At 28.8% G+C, this 233-nt stretch carries 1 protein-coding gene; it reads right to left on the reverse strand.

From position 1 onward, the window contains the following. The coding region (locus AAEY78_RS15105; protein ID WP_352340331.1) for a hypothetical protein at positions 1-233 on the reverse strand (233 nt) is incomplete at both ends.

Consider the following 233-nt stretch of genomic DNA (forward strand, 5'->3'; position numbering starts at 1 on the left):
GGTTAATGCACCTCCATATATCAGGATTGCCAATTCATGATGTTTACAAGATACATGATAAAAGCCAAGATCATAGGCTAAATAAGATAAGCATCTATATAAAATTATTTTTAGTATTTCAGTTAGATTGCAATCTAATAACCTATTCTTTTCTTCTATTACATACCTATGTAATATCTCATTCACTAAATCGTTATCATCTGCATACAATACAAAATTACGCGCTATATTCT

The organism is Psychrobacter sp. 16-MNA-CIBAN-0192 (assembly GCF_040309565.1).
Classification (GTDB): Bacteria; Pseudomonadota; Gammaproteobacteria; order Pseudomonadales; family Moraxellaceae; genus Psychrobacter.